This window comes from Chryseobacterium culicis, assembly GCF_002979755.1.
GTDB lineage: Bacteria > Bacteroidota > Bacteroidia > Flavobacteriales > Weeksellaceae > Chryseobacterium > Chryseobacterium culicis_A.
Window position 1 is genome coordinate 2,756,072 of sequence record NZ_PCPP01000001.1, and the last position, 18,382, is coordinate 2,774,453.

Genomic DNA, 18,382 nt, shown 5'->3' on the forward strand with positions numbered 1-18,382 from the left:
TTATTCTTTAATTTCAATTCTGTCATGATCCGTAGGAGGATTGGATATGACTAAAAACTCAATTTCTTCAGTGGATTCATTGGAGATAAAATGTTTTGATCCTGCTTCAATGGATATAGATTCTCCCTGACCAATTAAGAATTTTTCTTCATTAATGTAGAATACCGCTTCTCCTTTCAGAATATAAAAAAACTGTTCTGCCACTTTATGAAAATGCAATTTTTCTGAAGTTCCTGCAGGCATCTTCTCCTGCTTTACGGATAAGCTTTGTGTATTTTTAAGGATCCAGCTGTCGCATTGGTTTCCCCAGGTGTAATGTTCTGAATTATCTTTAGAGTGTATCATTTAAATAGATGGGCGATAAAAAGTAATGCAGGCGTAAATAAAACAACAAATAAAAAGATGGTAGCAAATGTAATTCTCGGTTTAGCCTGATCATCAACGGCAGATCTGAACATATAGTCCTGAATATTCATAAAAATCACAGCCAGTAGCAAAAAAAGAATTCTCAATCCAATTTTCATAACTAAAAACTGAGCATTCATATTCTGAGCTGTAATCTCTACAGGGAAATTAGTGTCTTCGGGATGTCTCATACCATACACAAACAGAGCATATAATCCCAGACCCAATACAGGCATCAGAAAAGCATATATTCTTCCACCAAATCCATCCGCTTTCCCTTCCATATCAAAATGTACAGGAATTCTCTCCGGCAAAGTATTATAATTTTTCAGGGTAAACCACCACAGAAAAACAACTAATCCAAAATTAAAAATATCAAAAATTGTAAAAAGAATATTTTCCATTTCAGATGAGATTGAATCAGGATTAGATTACACTTTTCAGCACTCTCAGTTTATGAGTGTGTTTATTCATTTCTTTATTAAAAATCCCGGTAGAATCCAGTGTATCAATTCTTACTTTTCCCGAAGCATGGATGATCTTTTGATTCTCCAGCATAATTCCTACGTGAATAATTTTTCCTTCTGCATTTTCAAAGAAAGCAAGATCTCCCGGCTGTGTTTCTTCTATGAAAGTAAGTGGTTCTCCCACCTCAGCCTGCTGTGATGCATCTCTCGGTATTTTAATATTATGGATTTTATAAACCAGTTGGGTAAATCCGGAGCAGTCTACTGCAAAAAAGCTTTTGCCACCCCACAGATAAGGTACATTAAGGAATTCTTTCGCCGTCAATGCAATACTTTCACGCACATCATGACTTCTTCTGGAAGCAACCACCGGAAACTCTACTTCTGATCCCATAGAAAGTAAAGTTTTCCCATCGTTCATGAGTACAGAAGAAAAATCTTCGGTAACAACAGTCACTTTTCTATTGGCTAGTTCTTCATCTGTCACTGGTTTCAGCTGTTTGGTATCCATCCATCCTTCATAGCCATCATAGTGCATTTTTATTTTGGTCCAGTTTTTATCTACTTCCAAAATATCTGCACTTTCACCAAACAATATTTCCGTAACAATTTCAGCTCTGTCAGAATTTTCTGCACGAACGGGTGCCACTGTAACAATACAAATTCCTTTATTCATTAACTCTCAATTTAAAGATTGAATAATTTAAAGATTAAAAATACCATCTGTACTTTCTTTAAATGTCGTAATCTTTGGATATTTTAATTACTTTCTGCGAAGAAAATTAACTCCATCACGCAAAGGTAAAATAAGATTTTCAAAATCTTCGTCTTTTGCCGCTAAATCATTTAATTCCTGAATAGACTGCGTAGATTTCAGCTTTGGGTTTTCCTCCAAAACTTTTCCATACCATAGCACATTATCAAAAAGGATTACGGTTCCGGATTTTGTATGGGGTTTAATCAGTCTGAAATATTCGGCGTAGTTTTCCTTATCGGCATCTACAAAAATCAGATCAAAAAATTCATCTGTTTCTTTTAAATATTCTTTGGCATCCTGAAGTTTAAAATCAATCTGACCGGCATATTCGCTAGATTCGAAATATTTTCTGGGAAGATAAGCAAGGTCTTCGTTGACGTCCAGCGTAGTAATTTTTCCGTCTTTTGCTAATCCTGATGCCAGACATAAGGTAGCATATCCCGTGAATGTTCCTATTTCAAGAATACTTTTCGGCTGCAGCATCTGGGAAATAATAGTCAGTAATCTTCCCTGCTGATACCCGGAAATCATATGAGGCTGTGTTGTTTTCTGATAAGTCTCTCTTCTCAGCTTTTTCAGAATTTCGGATTCCGAAGAAGCGTGTGCTTCCAAATATCTGTCCATTTCAGGATTCTTTTCTTCAAAAAAACTCATACCATTTTAATTTAAACAAATTTAAGGATTTTAAAGCTAGTTTTTAAATTCAACAAGAAGTTACAAAAAAAGAGAGAAATTAATCCCTCTCTTTTTCTTAGCCATATCTAAATTTTATGTAAAAAATCATTATACTGCTATACAATATTGTCTTATACCAGCACAAACCCATCCTGGACAGCACTTTGTTTGTGGGCTGGTACAAAATATCTGTGGATTACACCCTCTAATAGCACCTTGTACAGTTTTCATTTCTCCTCTTGAAAGTTTTTTTGAATTTTTCATAATTATTTTGTTTAGTATTAATTTCCTACTCTCTAAGATTTTCGGACACCTCTTTTATTTCCTTTAATGGAGATTTAAATATACATATTCTTTTATTAATCACCTAATTACACTCATATAAATTATTCATACAATAGATTCACCTTTTCATATCAGTGAAAACCCCATATGAAATACCGGGAAAATACGGATGGTATTTTTGAGGTATCCGTTGTAAGTTTGCAATAAGAATAAGGGGTAAAAACACTAAGAGAAAACATGATGATTGCAGGAGAGACACAAACTAACCATGAGAATCATAAAACAGTAATACCGAGAGGTAGGACTGATGCTTCTGCAGCAAAAACTAAGAAAGAAATATCCACTTCATTTTTGCAACGAATTATTTCGCTCTTGAAAAAAGAAGAATTAATTTGATTAAAAAATAAATCCCGGCCACCTTCGGGATTTATTTTTGCTTTACACCAAGATTATTTCTTCTTCGATTACACCAATCATTCTGCCTGAGCTCCGGATTAACCATCTTAATTTCCTTACGGGAGCCTATTTTCACCACAGTTTATTCAACAGAACTTTGCTAAGTTCTATCTACATGTCTTTTTCAGAATTTATGTTTTAAGTAATATCTCATTGCCTGAAATGCTCATGAGCAGACATTATTCCTGAAAAATAATCTTCTTCAGACTTCCTTCAAAAGTCAAAATCCTTATAAAAAACAGGAAAAACACCTGTATATTACTGCTGACATGCCTCTACCTTTGATATAAGTTTTCCAACCATGAAACATTCAAATAAAGGAGGAACCCGAAAATCCTAAAAAAGAGTAGGGATATTTTAAAAACAACCACATGAAAACAAAGACTTTATTTTTAATTGGAGCAATAGTGGGACTTGTTATTATATTTTCCCAACTAAAACCTCAGGAAATGTCTTTTTACAAAGAGAAAGGCAATTACATTGTAGATAATAATTACATTCTGAAAGATGTCAAAAAAATTTCTGATGAAGACCTAAAGAGTTTATTAAGCCTGCAAAAACTTCATCAGAATAGTTTGGGAACTAATTTTATTATTTACAAAATCAACAGACAGTATGTGATCCGTGGATGCTTAATGAAAGCAAATATCGACTGGAAAAAATATGGTGATTTAAGAGCTAAAGTGGAAGGAATTCTGAAAAAATATGGAGCTAAAGAACTTGGAAAAGATTATTATGCTATTCAAAACAATCAGGTTGCTACCAACGCTGCATTATTAAGTCAGAAGGACATTTCATCTTTAAGTAAATTAACGGTAAGAGGTGCCGAAGAATACACCATTTGCCCGCCAACAATGGGAAGAAAGAACCTGACCAATGTGATCATAAAATCTTACAAAGTCAATACAGCTATTGATCCCAGAATCAATGTAAAACTTAATAATGTATTGCTCAATTACAAATAACCTCAAAAGGCTGTTTTTAGCCTAAAGACAGCCTTTTCTAAATCTTTTACCATGAAAAGAAAACTTCAGTTATCCGGAATTTTCATTATCCTGCTGGTGGTCTTTGTTATTGGTCTGAAAGGAACATTTGATGGCTATTATGGTTTTTATTATGAAAACAAAAACTATGAAAAACCGCTGGCTTATAGTATTTCGGAAAACATTGCCCAGTCGAAACCCGTTAATATATTTACTTCTTATACAGGTTTTGATACAGGATATGGTTTTTATGCTCCTAATGTTGCCAGTGATTTTGTAATGAGCTTTGAATTGAAAGATCAGCATGGAAATATCCTTGAACAAAAAAATCTGCCTCATTTTAAAAACAAAGAAAGCAGAGTAAGATATACCACTGTTTTTAATATGTTTCTTGATAAAATCTCTGACCAAAAAAGCTATGACAGCAAATATTATCAGTATCTGGATATTATTATCAGGCAGATCGCAGCACATGTCATGAAGGAAAATCCGAAAGCAGCAAGCGTCACAACGCGCCTCTACCTGTACGACTATCCTACCATTGCAGATTTCAGACAGGGAAAAACGAATGAAAATCTGATTCTTATTGATGAATTCAAACATTAGAGCCATGAAAAAACTGAATATACTCTATGCGAAAGTTGAAAACTTCTTTTTCAGACAGGATAATAAAACGGAATTCTTAAGTTTCTTCCGGGTTGCCATAGGAGCTGTTATCCTTTTACAATTTATTGCAGTGCTGCCGGATTTTGATACATTATTTTCAAGCAGCAGTATCATTCCACAAGATATCATGAGTGTTTTCACTCCAGACTGGCTGATTACCTTCCCTAAAATGGTCAGCTTTTTACAAAGCTATGGTATTGAAGAAAGCACAACAATTGTGATCACCAAAGTATCGTTCATCACATTATGCATTTTTATCATCACCGGGTTTTATTCCAGAATATCTGCCTTCTTATTACTTATACTGCAGATAGCACTGCTGAAAGGAAGTTCCTTCTTTGCGTATGGTGCAGATTTTTTCACAAGCATGTCTTTATTTTACCTGATTCTTTTTCCTGCTGACCAGCATTTCTCGCTTAGGAATTTTATGTTCAGCAGAACAGCTGGAGATATCAACATTATGCCGGTTAAAAGATTATTTCAGATTCATATTTCTATGGCCTATTTTTTTTCAGGATTAGACAAAGCTTTAGGTTTCAACTGGTGGAATGGAGAGTCTATCTGGAAAGCTATTCATCTTCCCTACTCCAACAGGGATCTGAATATTGATTTCAGCTGGCTTACAGAACATTCTTATATTTTAAGCTTCATCGGATGGAGTACAATTGTCATTGAAATGTGCTATCCATTTTTCATCTGGTATAAACCAACACAAAAGACATGGCTTTTCCTTACAGTCTCCATGCATATAGGAATTGCACTTGTTCTCAATTTATATTATTTTTCAGCTATTATGATCGTCTGGAATATCACCAATTTTTATTTTGAACAGTATGCAAAAAAGGAAGTCTCTTCTTCAAAGAAAAAAATCTCTGTGGAGTATATTCCAAAACAGGTTAGCTCATAAAAAAACAAATCCCGAATTGCTTCGGGATTTATTTTGATATATGGTTTAATCATTATTTCTTAGGAGCGATATCCATCAGTTTCATAAACTCATCAAGCTTAGGCATAATGATGATTTCTGTTCTTCTGTTTTCTGATCTTCCTGAAACGCTCATATTAGTAGCTTTCGGATTGTATTCTGAACGTCCTCCAGCTGTAATTCTTGCCGGATCTACTCCAAACTGAGTCTGAAGAACTTTAGCCACAGAAGTACCTCTCAATGCAGAAAGATCCCAGTTGTCTCTTGGAAGATTTGGAGAGTTCAACGGAGCGTTATCGGTGTTACCTTCAATTAATACTGAGTATTTATCGTAATCGTTGATTACTTTTGCTACTTTACCTAACACTTCCTGAGCTGCAGGTAAAATATTGTAGTCTCCTGTTTTGTATAGCATTTTATCTGAAAGAGAGATCATTACTACTCCTTTCAATACTTTTACCTGTACATCTTCATCTGATACATTATCCAAAGATCTTTTCAGCTTGTTAGACAATGCAAGGTTCAAGCTGTCATTCTTAGCATTGCTTGAGATCAATTGCTTGATATAAGAATTGGAAGCATTGATTTCACCTACCAGTTTATCAATGTTAGCAGAACTTTTTCCTGTATTGGATAAACATGCATCAAGAGATGATTTTAAAGCATCATGCTGGCTTTTCAACAAGTTGTTTTCACCTGACAATGCAGAGTTCTGAGACTTCAAATCCTGAATTTCTCTTTGTCTTTCTCCAATATTTTCAATACACTGCTTATAGTTTGTGCTCAAAGCATCATACTGCTTTTTGCTGACACAAGATGTCATCCCCAGCGCCATTGCAGAAACTGCTAAAACTTTTAAAATCTTCATAAATAATCATTTTTAGACTACTCAAAGTTAGGAAAATTCAATTGAATTATATCGGTTATCTTTGCATAAAAGAAATTCTCAACATATATGTTGAAAAAATTAACCTTTATCAACCAATTAAAAAATCTCGTATACGAACCGGAAAACCACACGTTTCTTCTGGCGGTAAGCGGAGGTGCGGACTCCATGGTTTTAGCCTCTTTGTTCAGGGATTTCGGGCATGAAATTCAGGGTTCAAAATTCCAGTTTCAGGTGGCCCATATCAATTATAAACTTCGTGGTCATGATTCAGATCTGGATCAGAAAACAGTGCAGGATTTTTGTGAGAAAAATCATATAAAATTTCATTTGTATGAAGTTTCGGAAAAGGACAATAAGCCTGAAAACTCTATCCAGCTTTGGGCAAGAGAGCTACGGTATACCTTTTTTAAAGAAATCCAGGAAAAAGAAAAACTGGAATTTCTTGTTACAGCCCATCATCTCAACGACCAGCTGGAAACTTTCATCATTAATCTTTCCAAAGCCGCAGGAATCAATGGGCTAAGCGGAATACCATCGAATGATAATGCCATACTTCGTCCTCTTTTAGATTTTTCCAAAAAAGAAATTTATCAGTTTGCTGAGGAGAATAGCATTAAATTCCGGGAAGATCTTTCTAACAAAAAGGATGATTATCTGAGAAATAAGATCAGGAATAAGATTGTTCCGATGCTTATGGAAACCAACGACCACTTTCTGGAAAACTTCAGGAAAAGTTCTTTGTATCTCAATCAGACTAAAGATTTTGTCTACAAACAGATTCAGGAGATAGAAAATCAACTCACAATATTTAACCAAAACTATAAAATCCTATCAAAGGAAAAGCTGGATCAGGAAAGTGATTTCGTAAAATTTGAAATCTTAAAAAAATACGGGTTCAGTCAGGAGGAAGAAATCCCCAAAATTTTTACAGCAGAAAACAACAGTTCTTTCTTTTCAAAAGAATATCAGTTGATTGTCAACCGTGATGAACTTATTTTCATTGATAAAAGCGAAGAAAAGGAAACTCCGGAAGAAATAGTACTGATCAAAAATTTTGATTTTTCCGAAAACCAAATCTGCATTGACCTCGTAAATGCTATTGAAAACATTGACGAGATCGGCAAAAGATTTGAATGGAACTTCGATGCTGAAAAGCTTCAATTCCCTCTCCTTCTGAGAAAACAACAGGATGGAGATGAATTTTATCCGGCAGGGTTTTCAGGGAAAAAGAAAGTTTCTAAATTTTTTAGGGACGAAAAATTATCTGCATTGACCAAGGAAAAGATCTGGTTACTCTGTGATTCAGGAAACCATATTTTGGGAGTCATCCCCCTTAGACAAGATCGCAGATATCAGGCAGACAGAACTACGCAAAAAAAGATAACTGTAAAGTGGACAGAAAAACAACTAATTCGTTAGCTGTTGATGATTTTAAGAAAGACAGCAATATAGCTTTTGGAATTTTATACCAACAGTATTTCGGGTATACTAAGAATTTTATTCTCAAGAATAAAGGTAATTTGGAAGATGCAGAAGATATTTTCCAGGATGCATTACTGATTCTTTACGAAAAGCTCAATGCTGATGACTTCAAAGTTCAAACCTGTCTGGGAAATTATATTATCGGAATTGTAAAAAATCTCTGGTTTAAAAAACTAAAAAACAGAAACTTTTATGTAGAGTCTCCGGAAAGCTATTTCATGGAACATCAGGAGGAAATCAGTGATGCTATCGAAAACGAAAGGTATTACTGGGAAAAGCTGGTTGGTTATATCAAATCAATCTCTTCACATTGTCAGAATCTGATTCATGACATTTTTATTGAAAACAAAAGTATCGAAGAAATTCAGGATAAATATCAATATTCCAGCAAACATAATGCTCAGAATCAAAAGTATAAATGTGTAGAGCAGATTAAAAAGATTAAAAACAAAAGCATTTTTTCCGTCTGAAAATCAAATCATTACATAAAAACTTATTGTTTGTGGGTGATTTTTTTCTTTTTCAGGGAACATAATAAGAAAAGAATATATGTTCAAAAAAATTGTATTGAGCCTTCTTATAATAGTAGGAATTTCATTGAGAGCACAAAGTGCAGGCATCAATTTTCAAAAAATTGATTTGGAGGCCGCAAAAAAAATCGCAGCAAAAGAGAATAAACTGATCTTCATTGATCTGTTCACCACATGGTGCGGGCCTTGTAAGCTCATGGCAAAAAACACCTTTACCGATCCTAGAATTGGAGAGATGTTCAACAAAAATTTTGTCAATATTGCCCTGGATGCAGAAAAAGAAGGGATAAACCTGGCCAAAGAGTTTAAAGTGGTAAACTATCCTTCTTTTTTATTCCTGGATCCAAAAGGAAAACTGGTTCAATATGATTTCGGATATTATAATGCTGAACAGTTTTTAGGAGTAGGAGCTTCAGTTCTGGGGAAAAAGATGTCTCAATCCGGCAAAACTTTAGATCAGGTAAAAGGAAAAATGGTTGGAGATAAAATTGATAATTTCAATGCGAAAGACCATTTGGGAAATACATTTTCTTCATCCAAAGAAAATCAAAAACTGGTGATCGTTTTTATCCGTGGGCAATGGTGCCCTTATTGTAACAAATACATTGAAACATTACAAAAACTGTCTCCCGAACTGAAATCGAAAAATGCAAGACTTGTTATTATTTCTCCTGAAAAACCTGAATTTATAGAAAAGACCCTTAGCAAAACAAAGACAGACTATACTGTTCTATATGATGAGGGATATAAAATTGCAGAAGCATTCGATGTTCTTTATACTCCTGACAGTGAAACGCTTAACCTATACAACTCAAAATTAAAGGAGGATTTTGCTGACAGCAGATCAGATCATTCGGGAAGACTTCCTGTTTCGGCGACCTTCATCCTTAATGAAAGTAAAGAAATTACATGGAGACATTTTGAAACAGACTATAAAAAGAGAGCGTCTGTAGAGGATATCTTAAAAAACCTGAATTGATTTTAAAAGAAAGTTTTTGTATTGGCAAAAGATGCTAATCATAATCTCCAGTCAACAAAATTGACAAAATCAATAATCATTTTGAAGGATAAAATAAGTGACACGTCTCTTGCCATCAAGGCAGAAGACAGAATATTTTAGACATCAGGCTTAAAAAAAGAAAGTTTCTAAGTTTTTTAGGGACGAAAAATTATCTATTTTAGCGAGGCAAAAAATCTGGATACTGAATGACAGCAATGATTCTTATTAGGGATCATCCTTTCAGGCAGGATAGAAGATATACAAAGAATGAGAAGACAAAGTGGAGTCTCAAAATTTTTAATGAAAGGAACAATGAAATTTAGAAATTGGTTTTTATTAATTCTGCTCTTTTTAGCGACAGGAATTAATGCGCAGATAAAGAATCCCGTAAAGTTTAAATTTACCATCAACGATCTTGGAAACAATCAGTACGAAGCGGTATTGAATGCTACCATGGAAAGCGGATGGCATATTTACTCCAAAGATTTACCGGAAGATACAGGTATTCCTACCGAGTATAAAGTTACCGGAAAAAACATTGAGCTGATCGGAAAGTTTACCGAAGTAGGAAAAAAACATGAAGAGTTTTCTGAAGCGTTTGGAGGAACAATTGTTTTCTACTCCAATTCTGCTGGATTTAAGCAAAAATTTAAATTAAAAGATCCTGCAAAACCTGCGGATGTCACTTCTGAGATTACGTATCAGACCTGTGACGACAGAGTTTGTCTGGCTCCCAATACCTTAGAATTCAATCAAAAAGTCACTCCAAAAGGAGCAACGGAAGAGACGGCAACTGAGGAAGTGGTTCCTGCAAAAGATTCTGTAAAAACAGTTGAGACAATAACTGAAAATCCAGCAAAAACAGAAGCTACGATTACAGAAACTTCTAAACTGGATCCTAAGCAACTGAAAATTGAGAGTATTGATTTCAAAAAACCATTGACGGATTGTGGTACAGCTTCTACCAAAGTGGATGAAAACTACTGGACGTATTTATTCCTTGGGTTTATCGGAGGATTAATCGCTTTGCTTACTCCATGCGTTTTCCCAATGATTCCACTGACCGTTTCATTTTTTACCAAAGGAAGTAAGAACAAAGCAAAAGGAAAAAGAGATGCTCTTATTTATGGGTTTTTCATCCTTCTTATTTTCGTTTTACTGAGTATTCCTTTCCACATTATTGATGGGATTGCCGGAAATGTCTTCAACGAGATTTCTACCAGTGTGTGGCTGAATATTGCTTTCTTTATTATATTCATCTTCTTTGCCGGAAGTTTCTTCGGGTATTATGATATCACACTACCTAGTTCTATTGCCAACAAATCTTCTAAAGCGGAAGAGGCAGGAGGAATTATCGGTATTTTCTTCATGGCATTAACGCTGGTGATTGTTTCTTTCTCATGTACTGGACCTATTTTAGGAAGTTTACTGGGAAGTGCAGTAACAGGTTCCACAAATGTTCCTATGCTGCTAACCTTTGCGTTGGCAGGATTTGGGCTGGCATGGGCGATTATTTTTGGTTTACTGGCTTTATTCCCGCAGGCATTGCAAAGTCTTCCGAAATCAGGCGGATGGATGAATACCGTAAAAGTAGTGTTAGGTTTCGTAGAACTGGCATTAGCATTGAAGTTCTTATCTAAAGCAGATCTTGTTTCTAAAACCTTCTTCTTAAAAAGGGAACTTTTCATTGCGATCTGGATCATTATTGCCTTAGGGTTAGCATTATATTTATTGGGACTGATCAGATTCCCACATGATGATAAAAAACCTAAAATCTCAATCACAAGAAAGGTATTGGGTGTATTGGGAATCGGTTTTGTCATCTACTTGGTACAAGGTTTAATCCCGTCTGATCGTCCGAAGCTTCAGTTATTAAGCGGAATTTTACCTCCTCTGAATGTAAGTTATTTCCATGATGAAAAAGACGGAATTTTAGGAATGCATCCGGAACACGACTTCTTCAAAGCAATAGAACTGGCTAAAAAAGAAGATAAACCGATCTTAATTGACTTCACCGGATACGGATGTGAAAACTGTAGAAAAATGGAGGAGTTTGTTTGGAGCGAACCGGACATCTTGCCTATCCTACAAAATGACGTAGTACTGGCTTCTCTTTATGTGGATGATAAGGAAGAGCTTCCTGAGGATCAGAAAACCAAAATTGACCTTGGGGACGGACAGATCAAAAAGGTAAAAACAATTGGGGACAGATGGAGTTTATTCCAACAAGTGAACTTTAACAATAATTCCCAGCCTCACTATGTTTTAATCACTCCTGACGGAAAAGTAATTAATACACCTGTTTCAGGATATATGCCGAAAGAGGATTTCAAAAAATTCCTGGAATGCGGGGTGAACTTCTATAAAAAGAATAAATAAATTATTTACATATCATTTAAAACTCACACTTTATCGTGTGAGTTTTTTATTTCCATGAATTAAATAAACAATAAAACACCAAACGTAGTACAAAATTAATTACATTTGAATAACCATCACTTATTCAAATACATATGAGATATTTAACATCTACTTTTTTATTCTTTACTTTTTCAATAATAACAGCCCAAACTGCACCTCCTATACAATGGCAGAAAGCATTGGGTGGCACTCAAAGTGAAGTAGCCAATTCAACAGTACAGACTTCTGATGGAGGATATATTATGGCAGGAGCAACCTCTTCTAATGACGGAGACGCGAATGGAAACCATGGAAATGGCGATAGCTGGATCGTAAAAATGAACAGCAGCGGAAATATACAATGGCAAAAATCATTAGGAGGAAGCAATCACGATAATGCACAATCCATTCAACAAACGACAGACGGAGGATATATTGTTGCCGGAACGTCCAATTCCAACGATGGAGATGTCACAGGAAACCACGGAAATGATGATTACTGGGTGGTAAAGCTTGACTCCAATGGAAATATACAATGGCAAAAATCGCTGGGAGGAAGCAACAGTGATACCGCACAATCTATTCAGCAGACTGCTGATGGAGGATACATTGTAGCCGGTTCTTCCCATTCCAACGATGGAGATGTGAGCGGAAATCAAGGAGGACAAGACTATTGGGTCGTAAAATTGGACAGCACCGGAAATATACAATGGCAGAAATCGCTGGGAGGAAGTGATAGTGATCAGCTAAGTTCTATTCAGCAAACTTCTGACGGAGGATATATTATTGCAGGAACCACCGTATCTACAGATGGCCATATTACTGTGAGCTATGGGAACAATGACTTCTGGGTGGTAAAGCTTGATGCCTCGGGAAATATACAATGGGAAAAAACATTGGGCAATTTGGCGGATAATATGGGGTATTCTGTACAACAAACTTTTGATGGCGGATATATCGCTGCAAGCACTTCTTATGATCTCTCAAACATTGAAAATGGACTTCCTGATTATTGGATCATAAAATTAAATAGTACCGGAGTTATACAGTGGGAAAAATATTTAGGCGGAGGCCTTCACGATAACGCAATAACCATAAGACAAACTCCCGACTGGGACTATATCGTTGGAGGCTGGACAGCTTCCAATAACGGACAGGTAACCGGAAATCATGGAAATCTGGACTGGTGGATTGTAAAACTGGACCCTAATGGAAATCTGAAATGGGAAAAAACATTGGGAGGTTCAGATTTTGAATACTTGAATTCTGTTGAGCTCACCAATGACAATGGGTATATTATTTCAGGCAGCACCTTATCTACAGACGGAGATGTTACAGGAAATCATGGTTTGATGGATGCCTGGGTTGTAAAATTAAGTCCTGAACAATTAGGAATTTCAGAAAGCCAGAAGACTGTTCAACCTAACCTCTACCCCAATCCGGCAAAAGATTTCTTTTATGCAGATCATCTGCCACAGGAAAGCAGTATTGATATTATCGATATGTCAGGAAGAAAAATATTCTCTCAAAAGTATCATGAGAAAAAAATAAAAATCAATACCAATACATTCTCTGAAGGAATCTACATGGTACAGATAAAAAATAAAAACAAAATCATTCTTTCAAAAAAAATAACAGTAAACAGGTAAACTGTTTGTGAATATTTCAGCCATTCAAACTCAATAGCATAAATGTTGTAAAAGAAACAGTATTTTTTCCAAAATTCAATACAAAAACAATCAATAAATTCATGAATCTATTGATTATTCCACAAACAAGGCATGCGTTTTGTAAGAATTATTCAAAAAAAAATACCGTTTAACATTTAAAAACTTTAATCATGGCAGAAGTAATTGCACAAGAAAAACAAGGCAGCAAACAAAAGAAAAAAATGATCAGAGTAGATATGACTCCTATGGTAGATCTGGGATTCCTGCTCATCACATTCTTTATGTTCACCACCAATTTTACAAAACCCAACGTAATGGATCTGGGATTACCGGCAAAAGATCCTAACCCTCATCCTAAGGATATTACTGTAATAGGAGATCAAAACCAGATTACCTTTATCCTTGGAAAAGACAACCGTGTATTTTATCATCAAAGCAATGCTAAAGATTTAAATACAGGAACCCTTAAGGAAACTGATTTCAGTGGAATAAAAATTTCAAAAATCATTGCTGAAGCTTATAAAAATGCTCCGGTTCCCAACAACTTCACTGTCATTGTAAAACCAACAGATGAAGCCAATTATAAAAATTTTGTAGACATGCTTGACAATCTTGCTATTTCCAAAAAGGAACGATATGGCGTAACAGATATCAAGCCTTGGGAAACAAAGATTTACAAGGAATTAACTCAATAAAAAACGAAGAGCATTGTAAAAATGCTCTTTTTTTGACTAAATTTGAAAGGAGAAACAGATCCGCAGCACGCAACCTGTTGTATTATTTTTAACCTTCTAAATTTTGGAATCATGCTGAACTTTGAAAGAAAAGGAAACGGAAAAGAAACGTTAGTACTTCTGCACGGATTTATGGAAAACCTAACCATCTGGAGCGATATGGAGTCTCATCTTTCTAAAGATTTTTCACTGCTCAAAATTGACCTTCCCGGCCACGGACAGTCTGAAATTCTGGCTGAAGTTCACACCATGGAATTGATGGCTGAGGAAGTAAAAAAAGTTTTAGACCATCAGAATTTAGAAAAAGTTCACCTTCTGGGCCATTCCATGGGAGGCTATACTTCGCTTGCCTTTGCTGAAAAATATCCCAGTTCTTTAAAAACTTTAACGTTATTTTTCTCTACCTACTTTCCGGATGATGAAGAGAAAAAACAACAGCGTATCAAAAGCTACAGAATTATAAAGGATGCATTTGCCCACTATGCCAGAGCCGGAATTCCCAACTTATTCAATCCGAATGAAAGAGATACCCTGGAAGGGAAAATTGAAACCGCTCTTGAAACTGCACTTTCCACCAACAATATGGGCGCACTTGCCTGTGTAAAAGGCATGGTAGAAAGAACCGACAAAAAACATGTTCTGGAAAATCTGGAAGCAAAAATCTTAGTATTGGCAGGGAAACATGACAATGCTGTAAAAACCAATCTCATGATTAAGCATCTTCCGGACAGAACAAATATCAAATCTTACATCCTGGACTGCGGACACAACGGACATTGGGAAAAACCAGGTATCTGTGCCGAAATCATCAATACAGAACTTCTTCATAACCTTCCTAAGAAACTGGTTTTATAACATTGTTTTCATAATATATTAAAGCCATGTTTAATAAAAAATCCTGTATATTAGTAGAGGATAATTTTTGTAATGGCTTTATTCTCATTCAAAAAAAAGAAACCACCGGTACCACCGGTTATCGGACTTACACTTTCAGGCGGAGGAATGCGTGGAATTGCCCATATTGCCGTACTGAAAGCCTTGGAAGAATACAACCTGAAGCCGCACATTATCTCCGGAACAAGTGCAGGATCTATCATTGGTGCTTTTTATTCTTTTGGAAAAACACCGGATGAGATGATGGAAATTGTGAGACAAACCTCTTTTTTCTCCAGATCAGCTTTAAAATTATCAAAAAATGGAATTTTCAGTTCTAATTTTATTTTAAAACTTTTCAAAGATTATTTCCCGGAAGACAATTTCAGTATTTTGGAAATTCCTATGTATGTTGCAGCCACAGAGATGACGCATGGCATTGTTGACTTTTTTTCTGAAGGAGAACTTTTCGGCCCGTTGCTGGCTTCTTCCAGTGTTCCTTTCATCCTTCCTCCGGTAAGAATTGGTGAGAAAATTTATGTGGATGGCGGCGTTCTTGACAATCTTCCCATTGAGCCTATCATGGACAAATGCAACTTCCTGATTGCATCCCATGTGAACTCGATCAGCTATGATGAACTCAATAAAATGAGTCTGATGAAAGAATTTGACAGGATTCTCCATTTGGCCATCGCAAAATCCGTGTATTCTAAAGCAAAATACTGCAATATATTTTTAGATCCGCCTAAAATGACAAAGTATAGTCTTTTCAACAAAAGGTATATGGATGAAATGTTTCAGCAGGTCTACGAATATACCTGTCTGGAACTTGAAGAAAAAGGGTTTCGCAAAAGCTAATAAGTTTAAGAAACCGGGAATGGATAAGCTATTTCAGCTTTTCATTCCATTATAACCCTTCCTCTTTTACTTTAGCTTTAAAGTTCACGATAGTTCCGGCTAAAGAATCCAAAGATTTCCCTCCGGCAGCATTGATGTGCCCTCCACCATTAAAATATTTTCTTGAGAATTGGTTCACATCCACATCATCTTTACTTCTGAATGAAATTTTAACAAAATCCTCATACAGATCTTCCATGAAGAATGCCGACATTTTCACTCCGGCAATGCTTAAACCATAATTAACAAATCCTTCCGTATCTCCCTTCTGGAATCCAAATTCTTTAAGCTCGTTTCTTGTAAGGCTCAATACGGCTACTGTTCCCTCATTCACTACCTCAATTCTTCCCAGAACCAAAGCAAGTAAATGCAGTCGGGAAACGGTGTTTGTATCCCATGTATTAGAGGTGATCATGGCAGGATCTGCTCCATGTTCAATAAGATTGGCAATAATTCTGTGCGTGGTAGCGCTTGTAGAACGAAAACGGAAACCTCCTGTATCCGTCATAATTCCGGTATAAAGACATTCCGCCATATCCTGATTCACCAGTCCTTCGTCATTCATTGCCTCAATAAAATGATAGATCATCTGTGAAGTTGCAGGAATTACCGTATCGGAATAAACGAAATCAAATTTTTCCGGCTGCTGATGGTGGTCAATAAGAATTTTCTTTCCCGGAGCTTTTACCAACCAGTCTCCCAACAATCCGATTCTTGACGGAGAATTAAAATCCAGGCAGAAAATAACATCTGCTCCTGCAATCATGTCAGAGGCCAGTTTTCTTTTGTACTCAGCAATGATAACTTTTTTAGATTCCGGCATCCATTTCAGAAACTTAGGAAAATCATTAGGTACGATAACCTCTGCATGAATTCCTTTGGCTTTCAGATAATGTTTCAATCCCAAGCTTGACCCAATAGCATCTCCATCCGGATTATAATGGGTAAGGATCACTATTTTGCTCTCCTGGGTAAGTAATGTATTGATATCTAAAAGTTCTGCTGGTGTAAACATCCGGTGTTTATTTTTCGTTAAAATTAAAGTTTTCAAAGATAGAGCTTTTATATAAATCATTTAAATATTATTTTTGTACCGGAAAATGGTTTTTCCATGAGGGTTTGTTAATACCCGACTGAAAAACGCAACATTTAATTTTAAAAAAAGATATATAAAGTTTGTAACTTATAAAAATTTATATATCTTTGCAACCTGAAAATTAATAGATTAATTACGATTTAAACATATAGTAATGAGTAAAAGAACATTCCAGCCATCAGAAAGAAAGAAAAGAAACAAACACGGTTTCAGAGAAAGAATGTCTACGCCAAATGGAAGAAGAGTTTTGGCTGCGAGAAGAGCTAAAGGCAGAAAGAGTTTAACTGTAAGTGCATCACGCGCTAAGAGATAATTCTACATTATCATATACAAAACATGCTTGAGAAGTTCCTTTTCAGGCATTTTTTGTTGTTAAAATTTACTAAAATTTAGGCTGTATCAACATCTTTTTCTATTTTTAAAAGTTGAAATATTTTTGTTAGAAATAGTCTTTAAAATTAAATTATGCCACATACAAATATCTCCGGAGAAAACATCATAAGTTTACAAAACGCAAAGATTGCCCAAAAAAACTTCACTGTACTTTCTGATGTAAATCTTAACATTAAAAAAGGTAGATTCTGTTATCTTATTGGAAAAACAGGTTCCGGAAAAAGCTCTCTTCTGAAAACGCTTTACGGACACATTCCATTGGCATCAGGACACGGAGCTGTTGTAGGATTTGACCTGGCAAAACTAAAACCATCTGACATTCCCAACCTTAGAAGAAAGCTAGGAATCGTATTCCAGGATTTCCAGTTACTTTCCGACAGAACAGTTGAAAAGAACCTGAAGTTTGTTCTTGAAGCTACAGGGTGGAATGACAAAGTAAAAATAGAAGACCGTATCAATGAGGTTTTGGGAAGTGTGAACATGAAAAGCAAAAAGCACAAAATGCCACACGAACTTTCCGGAGGAGAGCAGCAACGTATTGCCATCGCAAGAGCTCTTCTTAACCACCCGGACCTTATCTTAGCCGATGAGCCTACAGGAAACCTTGACCCCGAAACTTCCAACGAAATTATGACATTATTAAAGCAGGTAGCTCTTGAAAATGGCGCTGCAGTGGTAATGGCAACACATGATTATCATATGATTCAAAACTTCCCTGGTGAAGCCATCAGATGTGAGGATGGGAAAGTTTCTGTATTGGATACTTCAGAATTATTCGAATAAGAATAAAAAAATAAGA

Annotated in this window: 20 protein-coding genes; 13 read left to right on the plus strand and 7 right to left on the minus strand. The window is 35.7% G+C overall.

The window, feature by feature from the left end; genetic code table 11:
• The 5 genes from CQ022_RS12525 to CQ022_RS23345 all read right to left on the minus strand — a co-directional run bounded on the left by CQ022_RS12525 (nt 1) and on the right by CQ022_RS23345 (nt 2,568).
• On the minus strand, nt 1-345 hold the full coding sequence (locus CQ022_RS12525; protein WP_105681692.1) for a cupin domain-containing protein: 345 nt from the start codon (nt 343-345) through the stop codon (nt 1-3).
• Nucleotides 342-809, minus strand: a complete 468-nt coding sequence (locus CQ022_RS12530; protein WP_105681693.1) for a DUF1648 domain-containing protein — start codon at nt 807-809, stop codon at nt 342-344. The genes CQ022_RS12525 and CQ022_RS12530 overlap by 4 nt, the downstream gene beginning before the upstream one ends.
• 22 nt (nt 810-831) lie before the next feature.
• The gene (locus CQ022_RS12535; RefSeq protein ID WP_105681694.1) at nt 832-1,548 is read right to left on the minus strand and encodes a C40 family peptidase; all 717 of its coding nucleotides are present in this window, start codon (nt 1,546-1,548) and stop codon (nt 832-834) included.
• 87 nt (nt 1,549-1,635) lie between these two features.
• Complete coding sequence (locus CQ022_RS12540; protein ID WP_105681695.1) at nt 1,636-2,283, minus strand: O-methyltransferase; 648 nt, start codon at nt 2,281-2,283, stop codon at nt 1,636-1,638.
• Nucleotides 2,284-2,412: 129 nt separating this feature from the next.
• On the minus strand, nt 2,413-2,568 hold the full coding sequence (locus CQ022_RS23345; protein WP_410492623.1) for a CCPGW family putative bacteriocin: 156 nt from the start codon (nt 2,566-2,568) through the stop codon (nt 2,413-2,415).
• Nucleotides 2,569-3,416: 848 nt separating this feature from the next.
• Between CQ022_RS23345 and CQ022_RS12545 the strand changes: the two genes are divergently transcribed.
• From CQ022_RS12545 to CQ022_RS12555, 3 genes are read left to right on the plus strand one after another with little or no spacing between them, the layout of a single operon-like run.
• On the plus strand, nt 3,417-4,010 hold the full coding sequence (locus CQ022_RS12545) for a hypothetical protein (RefSeq protein ID WP_105681696.1): 594 nt from the start codon (nt 3,417-3,419) through the stop codon (nt 4,008-4,010).
• A gap of 51 nt (nt 4,011-4,061) precedes the next feature.
• Nucleotides 4,062-4,634, plus strand: coding sequence for a hypothetical protein (locus CQ022_RS12550; RefSeq protein WP_105681697.1), 573 nt, complete (start codon nt 4,062-4,064; stop codon nt 4,632-4,634).
• A 4-nt stretch (nt 4,635-4,638) separates the two neighbouring features.
• The gene (locus tag CQ022_RS12555) at nt 4,639-5,601 is read left to right on the plus strand and encodes an HTTM domain-containing protein (RefSeq protein WP_123864432.1); all 963 of its coding nucleotides are present in this window, start codon (nt 4,639-4,641) and stop codon (nt 5,599-5,601) included.
• A 52-nt stretch (nt 5,602-5,653) separates the two neighbouring features.
• On the opposite strand, the gene CQ022_RS12560 is transcribed toward CQ022_RS12555, so the two are convergent.
• Nucleotides 5,654-6,487 carry an OmpA family protein gene (locus tag CQ022_RS12560; RefSeq protein ID WP_105681698.1) on the minus strand — a complete coding sequence of 278 codons (834 nt, stop codon included), beginning with the start codon at nt 6,485-6,487 and terminating at the stop codon, nt 5,654-5,656.
• Between the two features lie 87 nt (nt 6,488-6,574).
• Here CQ022_RS12560 and tilS point away from each other — a divergent pair, with 87 nt between their 5' ends.
• From tilS to CQ022_RS12605, 8 genes are all read left to right on the plus strand, one after another.
• Entirely contained in the window at nt 6,575-7,927 is a 1,353-nt protein-coding gene (gene tilS, locus CQ022_RS12565; protein ID WP_105681699.1) for a tRNA lysidine(34) synthetase TilS, read from the plus strand.
• On the plus strand, nt 7,900-8,460 hold the full coding sequence (locus CQ022_RS12570) for an RNA polymerase sigma factor (RefSeq protein WP_105681700.1): 561 nt from the start codon (nt 7,900-7,902) through the stop codon (nt 8,458-8,460). The genes tilS and CQ022_RS12570 overlap by 28 nt, the downstream gene beginning before the upstream one ends.
• A gap of 79 nt (nt 8,461-8,539) precedes the next feature.
• On the plus strand, nt 8,540-9,499 hold the full coding sequence (locus tag CQ022_RS12575) for a redoxin domain-containing protein (RefSeq protein WP_105681701.1): 960 nt from the start codon (nt 8,540-8,542) through the stop codon (nt 9,497-9,499).
• A gap of 333 nt (nt 9,500-9,832) precedes the next feature.
• Nucleotides 9,833-11,899 (plus strand): protein-disulfide reductase DsbD family protein, encoded by a 2,067-nt coding sequence (locus tag CQ022_RS12585; RefSeq protein ID WP_105681821.1) that lies wholly within the window; start codon nt 9,833-9,835, stop codon nt 11,897-11,899.
• 134 nt (nt 11,900-12,033) lie between these two features.
• The gene (locus CQ022_RS12590; protein WP_105681702.1) at nt 12,034-13,569 is read left to right on the plus strand and encodes a T9SS type A sorting domain-containing protein; all 1,536 of its coding nucleotides are present in this window, start codon (nt 12,034-12,036) and stop codon (nt 13,567-13,569) included.
• 191 nt (nt 13,570-13,760) lie between these two features.
• The gene (locus CQ022_RS12595; protein ID WP_105681703.1) at nt 13,761-14,285 is read left to right on the plus strand and encodes an ExbD/TolR family protein; all 525 of its coding nucleotides are present in this window, start codon (nt 13,761-13,763) and stop codon (nt 14,283-14,285) included.
• A gap of 111 nt (nt 14,286-14,396) precedes the next feature.
• Nucleotides 14,397-15,179 (plus strand): alpha/beta fold hydrolase, encoded by a 783-nt coding sequence (locus CQ022_RS12600; protein ID WP_105681822.1) that lies wholly within the window; start codon nt 14,397-14,399, stop codon nt 15,177-15,179.
• A gap of 72 nt (nt 15,180-15,251) precedes the next feature.
• Complete coding sequence (locus CQ022_RS12605; protein ID WP_105681704.1) at nt 15,252-16,055, plus strand: patatin-like phospholipase family protein; 804 nt, start codon at nt 15,252-15,254, stop codon at nt 16,053-16,055.
• 49 nt (nt 16,056-16,104) lie between these two features.
• Here the strand turns inward: CQ022_RS12605 and CQ022_RS12610 are convergent, their stop codons facing one another.
• Nucleotides 16,105-17,109: a DHH family phosphoesterase gene (locus tag CQ022_RS12610; RefSeq protein WP_105681705.1), complete on the minus strand. Its 1,005-nt coding sequence runs from the start codon at nt 17,107-17,109 to the stop codon at nt 16,105-16,107.
• A 235-nt stretch (nt 17,110-17,344) separates the two neighbouring features.
• On the opposite strand from CQ022_RS12610, the gene rpmH reads away from it, so the two are divergent.
• Nucleotides 17,345-17,503, plus strand: a complete 159-nt coding sequence (gene rpmH, locus CQ022_RS12615) for a 50S ribosomal protein L34 (protein ID WP_040997588.1) — start codon at nt 17,345-17,347, stop codon at nt 17,501-17,503.
• Between the two features lie 152 nt (nt 17,504-17,655).
• On the plus strand, nt 17,656-18,366 hold the full coding sequence (locus tag CQ022_RS12620) for a cell division ATP-binding protein FtsE (protein WP_105681706.1): 711 nt from the start codon (nt 17,656-17,658) through the stop codon (nt 18,364-18,366).
• The last annotated feature ends 16 nt before the right edge of the window (nt 18,367-18,382 follow it).

Bases quoted from the DNA above. Each gene is read 5' to 3' on its own strand.
- CQ022_RS12525 (WP_105681692.1), bottom strand. From the start codon at position 345: ATGATACACTCTAAAGATAATTCAGAACATTACACCTGGGGAAACCAA.
- CQ022_RS12530 (WP_105681693.1), bottom strand. From the start codon at position 809: ATGGAAAATATTCTTTTTACAATTTTTGATATTTTTAATTTTGGATTA.
- CQ022_RS12535 (WP_105681694.1), bottom strand. From the start codon at position 1,548: ATGAATAAAGGAATTTGTATTGTTACAGTGGCACCCGTTCGTGCAGAA.
- CQ022_RS12540 (WP_105681695.1), bottom strand. From the start codon at position 2,283: ATGAGTTTTTTTGAAGAAAAGAATCCTGAAATGGACAGATATTTGGAA.
- CQ022_RS23345 (WP_410492623.1), bottom strand. From the start codon at position 2,568: ATGAAAAATTCAAAAAAACTTTCAAGAGGAGAAATGAAAACTGTACAA.
- CQ022_RS12545 (WP_105681696.1), top strand. From the start codon at position 3,417: ATGAAAACAAAGACTTTATTTTTAATTGGAGCAATAGTGGGACTTGTT.
- CQ022_RS12550 (WP_105681697.1), top strand. From the start codon at position 4,062: ATGAAAAGAAAACTTCAGTTATCCGGAATTTTCATTATCCTGCTGGTG.
- CQ022_RS12555 (WP_123864432.1), top strand. From the start codon at position 4,639: ATGAAAAAACTGAATATACTCTATGCGAAAGTTGAAAACTTCTTTTTC.
- CQ022_RS12560 (WP_105681698.1), bottom strand. From the start codon at position 6,487: ATGAAGATTTTAAAAGTTTTAGCAGTTTCTGCAATGGCGCTGGGGATG.
- tilS (WP_105681699.1), top strand. From the start codon at position 6,575: ATGTTGAAAAAATTAACCTTTATCAACCAATTAAAAAATCTCGTATAC.
- CQ022_RS12575 (WP_105681701.1), top strand. From the start codon at position 8,540: ATGTTCAAAAAAATTGTATTGAGCCTTCTTATAATAGTAGGAATTTCA.
- CQ022_RS12585 (WP_105681821.1), top strand. From the start codon at position 9,833: ATGAAATTTAGAAATTGGTTTTTATTAATTCTGCTCTTTTTAGCGACA.
- CQ022_RS12590 (WP_105681702.1), top strand. From the start codon at position 12,034: ATGAGATATTTAACATCTACTTTTTTATTCTTTACTTTTTCAATAATA.
- CQ022_RS12595 (WP_105681703.1), top strand. From the start codon at position 13,761: ATGGCAGAAGTAATTGCACAAGAAAAACAAGGCAGCAAACAAAAGAAA.
- CQ022_RS12600 (WP_105681822.1), top strand. From the start codon at position 14,397: ATGCTGAACTTTGAAAGAAAAGGAAACGGAAAAGAAACGTTAGTACTT.
- CQ022_RS12605 (WP_105681704.1), top strand. From the start codon at position 15,252: ATGGCTTTATTCTCATTCAAAAAAAAGAAACCACCGGTACCACCGGTT.
- CQ022_RS12610 (WP_105681705.1), bottom strand. From the start codon at position 17,109: ATGTTTACACCAGCAGAACTTTTAGATATCAATACATTACTTACCCAG.
- rpmH (WP_040997588.1), top strand. From the start codon at position 17,345: ATGAGTAAAAGAACATTCCAGCCATCAGAAAGAAAGAAAAGAAACAAA.
- CQ022_RS12620 (WP_105681706.1), top strand. From the start codon at position 17,656: ATGCCACATACAAATATCTCCGGAGAAAACATCATAAGTTTACAAAAC.